The organism is Flavobacterium sp. UBA4854 (assembly GCF_002399805.1).
Taxonomy (GTDB): Bacteria; Bacteroidota; Bacteroidia; order Flavobacteriales; family Flavobacteriaceae; genus Flavobacterium; species Flavobacterium ginsengisoli.
Genome location: NZ_DHEI01000033.1, coordinates 16,953 through 21,770, shown reverse-complemented (window position 1 = coordinate 21,770; position 4,818 = coordinate 16,953). Strand labels below are relative to the sequence as shown.

The window sequence follows — 4,818 nt, the reverse complement described above, 5'->3', positions numbered from 1 at the left end:
GGAAACAGTTTTACGGTTACGGTTAATTCTCAGCCAACAATTACTACATCAGGAAATTTAACATCAATTTGTCAAAGTGCATCGGCGCAAGTGACTTCGTTATTATATTCTGCAACAACAGGTTCGCCAACGAGTTACTCTATAGACTGGGCGACATTAAATGATCAAGGAAATACATCTTTCTCTTTTAACTCAGGAGGAGGAAATATCAACAATATTAATGTTCCTTTAAATACTCCTGCAGGAACTTATAGCGGGATTATGACAGTTTTTACTTCAAATGGATGTTCAATAACACAAGCAGTTTCTTTAACAGTTTATGATGCTCCAACAATAAGTACAGGGGGAGTCTTTTCTCCTGTTTGTCAAAGTTCATCATCTCAAACTACTACTTTGAGTTATAATTCTACTACAGGATCCCCAATTAGTTACGAGATCGATTGGATTGCCTTAACAGATCAAGGAGCAACACCATTTCCTTTTAGTTCAGGATCGGGTGATATTATAAATGTGAATGTTCCAGCAAACACAGTAGCAGGTACTTACAATGGTGTAATGACTATTACAACATCTAATGGATGTCCGGCAACTCAAGCAGTTTCTTTAACAGTGAATTCGGTTTCAGTTGCACCAACAGCTTCAGCAACACAGCAACCTACCTGTGTAAACAATACGGGTATTATAACGGTTACTTCGCCTGCATCTGGAACAGGATATACTTATAGCATTGACGGAGTCGATTTTAGTAATACTACTGGAATATTTACCGGTTTGTCTTCAGGAATTTACTATGTAAAGGTGAAAAATAGTACATCAAATTGTGAATCTGAAGCAGCCTCTGTTACAATAAATGCTTTTGTTACTAAAGTATGGAATGGAAATACTGATGCCAGTTGGGGAAATCCTGCAAATTGGACACCGACAGGAGTTCCTATTGCTTCTGATTGTGTAGATATCCCAGATGTAGGTATTGATCCTATTATTTCTGGAACCAATGCAAGTTTTTTTGCTAGCAGATTAACAGTTGAAAACAATGGATCTCTAATTGTAGAAGAAACAAATTCAATAACTGTGACCAATGAAGTGACTGTTCTTGGTAACGGAATTTTAATTTTTGAAGACAAATCAAGCTTAGTTCAAGTTGCCGATGTAGCTAATGTTGGCGTTATAACTTATAGAAGAAAAACACCCGTAAGACGATTTGATCTTACTTATTGGTCTTCTCCAGTAACAAGAAATCCAGGTATTACGATGAATGAGTTTTCACCAGAAACATATTTCGACAAATATTTATATTGGACTTCTGATTTTAAATGGGGTACTAATTTGTACGGTACAATGGTAATGAATGCTGGAGAAGGCTACAGTATAAGAGGACCACAATCTTTCAGTACCGTGACAGCAAGTGTTTTTACAGGCGAATTTATTGGAGTGCCAAATAATGGAACAATCCAAGGACCTCCAGCTAGAGCTGAAAAGTATTGTTTTTTTGGGAATCCGTATCCTTCAGCAATTTATGCAGATCAATTTATTCACGATAATGCGGCTAATTTTTACGGTACGTTATATTTTTGGACTCACAATACATCTCCTAGAATTGCTGTGCCAGGAGGCAATACTGCTACTTATTCAAACGATGATTATGCAATTTATAATTTATCTGGAGATACTACAGTTGGCAATTTGAGTGGTACCGGTGCGACATCACCAGGAAATCAAGAACCATTACATGGTTATATTGCTGCAGGACAGGGATTTTTTGCAAAAGCAAGAACAGGGCAAAGTGCTGTTTTTACAAATTCGATGCGAGTACCTAATTCTAATAGCCAGTTTTACAAATCTGCGAAAACCGATGTTGTTGAAAAACATCGTGTATGGCTGAATTTTACAAATACACAAGGAGCTTTTAAACAATTGCTAATTGGATATATAACAGGAGCAACAAATTCGTTTGATTTTAATTATGATGCAGCTACACTGAATGCAAATCCGTATGTTGATTTTTATAGTATTAATGAAGGTAAAAAACTTGCCATTCAAGGGCGTGCGTTACCTTTTGCTGTTACAGATACAATTCCATTAGGATATAAGTCAACCATTGAAGAAGGTGATTTTACAATTGCAATAGATCGTGCCGATGGAGATTTGGCAAATCAAGATATTTATCTTCAAGATAAAGTGACAAACACTATTTACAATCTTAGGTCTGGCGGTTATACGTTTACATCAGCGCCAGGAACTTTTCTAGATCGATTTGTATTGCGTTATACAAATTCAAATGGAGGAAAACCATTAGGAAATGAAGATTTCGAAAATCAAGATCAGCAGATTTTTGTTTCGGTGAAAGATAAAAACATCAAACTCGAGTCTTTCTCGGAGCAAGAGAATCTTCAAGAAGCTACTGTTTATGATACGGGCGGGACATTGTTATATCGTAAAAAACAAATCGGAAATAAAGAATGGGTGATAACAAACTTTCAGTCTGGTCCGCAAGTTCTATTGGTTAAAATAACGTTAGATAGTGGTAAAATAGTGACGAAAAAAATAGTATTTAAATAAAAAAAGCGGTTGAGAATTTTATATCTCAACCGCTTTTTTTTTTATTTGATTAAGCAGTACGCCGTAAATTTTGGTGCGTATTGGTAATTGCTTTTTCATTTTTATAATCAATCCATTTTTGACCTTGAATTTTTCGCATCATAATATCAAAATGGCGCATAATAAAAACATTATAGGCTGCTTTGGACAAATTGAGAATGTTTTTTGGAAATGACCTCAAACTCATAGAAAATCCAGGCGTTAGGTATTTCATATAATGCCAATATCCTTCGGGCATATAAAGCATTTCGCCATGTTTTAGATTAGTGATATAACCTTCGACGTTTTTGAGCGCTGGAAATTTTTCGTAATCAGGATTATCAAAATCTATATCTTCTCTCGAAATTAAAGCATGAGGCACTTTATACATGAATTTTGACTGGTTTGGCGGGAAAATCATGCATTGTTTTTCTCCATGAAAATGAAAATGAAGAATATTTGAATAGTCAATGTCATAATGCATAAAAACTCTTGAATTTTCTCCTCCAAAAAATAGCATTGGCATCTGCTTGACAAGTTTTAAGCCAATATCGGGCCATAAAAAGTCATTTTTTAACGAAGGCACTTCTTTCATTAAATTATAAAGAAAAATACGGTAATTGGTAGGCTTTTCTTCTAATAAGTCGATATAATCACTCATTTTCATTGTGGTATGCGCCTCATTGAATCCGTCTTCGTGATTTACAGGTCTATCATCGTATAAAGGAACGATTGAATCTCCTGCGATTTCTTTCATATAAGATAATTTCCATTTGTTGTAAGCTGGCCAATCTTCGGTCAATTGTTCGATAACAACAGGAATTTGTTTTTTGACATATTGGGAAACAAAATCGTCTCTCGAGATTTTTTTCACCCTTTCGATTTGTTTTAACTTCATTTTTACTAAATAAAAAAATTGCTTATAGCACTGATCTATAAGCAATTTAAAAATATTTTTTGAGACAAATGAACTCTTTTCGCTAATTTTTTGATTTAATCGAATTAGAAATGATTAAATCTGCGGATTTAAAAAAAATTAATCTGCGGCATATTTGTTGCCCCAAATTAGCATCATCATTAAAGTAACAATTACAGAAGAAGCAATTCCTTCAAATAATAGACAAATACAATAAGTTGGTACTGATGGATTTCCTCCAAACATAAAAGTTTCAGATAAAGTTTTTACGTAAGCATCTCCGCCTCGAGCGTAACTATAAACTAATAATCCAAATACACTCATACATACACCAACTACAGAAGTGGTCATTGCAGAAATAGCATTTGATAGAAAATTGGTTTCTCCTTCATGAAGGTTCATTTGCATTGTCCTGTTAACACCGTAGAAGATAAAGAAAACGTTGAGTGTTCTCAAATAAAACAAATTTGCTAGACCTAGCACATTCATTAATAAAAAATAAATGCCAATTCCGAGGAAAATCAAAAACCCGTTGGTAATTTCTTTAGGTAGTTTCATAGTGGTTATTTTTTAGAAGTTAATAGTAAATATTTGAAAAACAGAGTTATATCAAATTTACTAAAAAAATAACTACGATGATTTAAAAACAGTAAAAACTATACGGTCAGATTCTTTAGAGAAGTGTTTATAAAAGCCAAAGAATCGATTTTGTCCTGATTAAGTTGTGCTTTTAATGCATCTAATGAACTAAATTTTTGTTCTTCGCGAATATAATGCAATAAAGAGACTTCAATATTTTGATCGTAAATGTCTTTGTCAAAATTAAATAAATGAACTTCGATGGTTTGTTTATCTCCATTAACAGTCGGATTAAAGCCGATGTTCATCATTCCATAAACAGTTTCTTTGTTCACCACAGCTTTTACTACATAAACACCAATTTTTGGAATCAGTTTATAATCTTCTTCAATATGAATGTTTGCTGTAGGAAATCCAATTGTTCGTCCCAATTGTTTTCCTTTTACGATAGTTCCGTTCAAGAAATAGCTGTAGCCTAAATATTCGTTGGCCAAAGCCATATTTCCTTCATTTAAAGCTTTTCTAATTTTGGTTGAACTAACAGAGACATCTTGGATTTCTTCGGCAGAAATTTGCTCTACTTCAAATCCATATTCAATTCCAAAAGCAATTAAATCATCAATATTTGCAGTTCTATTGCGACCAAAACGGTGATCATGTCCGATAATAATTTTTTGAATCTGAAATTTATCTACCAAAATTGTACGAACAAATTCTTCAGCCGTTAATCTAGAAAAACTTTCATT

General features: G+C 33.7%; 4 protein-coding genes. 1 reads left to right on the top strand and 3 read right to left on the bottom strand.

Translation table 11 applies throughout. The features are described from left to right. Positions 1-2,559, top strand: a 2,559-nt coding sequence (locus B3J44_RS04330) for a T9SS sorting signal type C domain-containing protein (protein ID WP_286966052.1), incomplete at its 5' end; no start/stop codon positions are given. A 49-nt stretch (positions 2,560-2,608) separates the two neighbouring features. Here B3J44_RS04330 and B3J44_RS04325 read toward each other — a convergent pair. The 3 genes from B3J44_RS04325 to ribF form a co-directional block, all read right to left on the bottom strand. Beyond that, positions 2,609-3,475 (bottom strand): cupin-like domain-containing protein, encoded by an 867-nt coding sequence (locus B3J44_RS04325; RefSeq protein WP_286966051.1) that lies wholly within the window; start codon positions 3,473-3,475, stop codon positions 2,609-2,611. A 138-nt stretch (positions 3,476-3,613) separates the two neighbouring features. Continuing rightward, on the bottom strand, positions 3,614-4,051 hold the full coding sequence (locus B3J44_RS04320) for a hypothetical protein (protein ID WP_198855248.1): 438 nt from the start codon (positions 4,049-4,051) through the stop codon (positions 3,614-3,616). A 98-nt stretch (positions 4,052-4,149) separates the two neighbouring features. Beyond that, positions 4,150-4,818 (bottom strand): riboflavin biosynthesis protein RibF (gene ribF, locus B3J44_RS04315; RefSeq protein WP_286966050.1); only part of this gene is annotated, 669 nt, incomplete at its 5' end.

Excerpts from the sequence above, each read along its gene's own strand:
- B3J44_RS04325 (WP_286966051.1), bottom strand. The coding sequence starts at position 3,475 with ATGAAGTTAAAACAAATCGAAAGGGTGAAAAAAATCTCGAGAGACGAT.
- B3J44_RS04320 (WP_198855248.1), bottom strand. The coding sequence starts at position 4,051 with ATGAAACTACCTAAAGAAATTACCAACGGGTTTTTGATTTTCCTCGGA.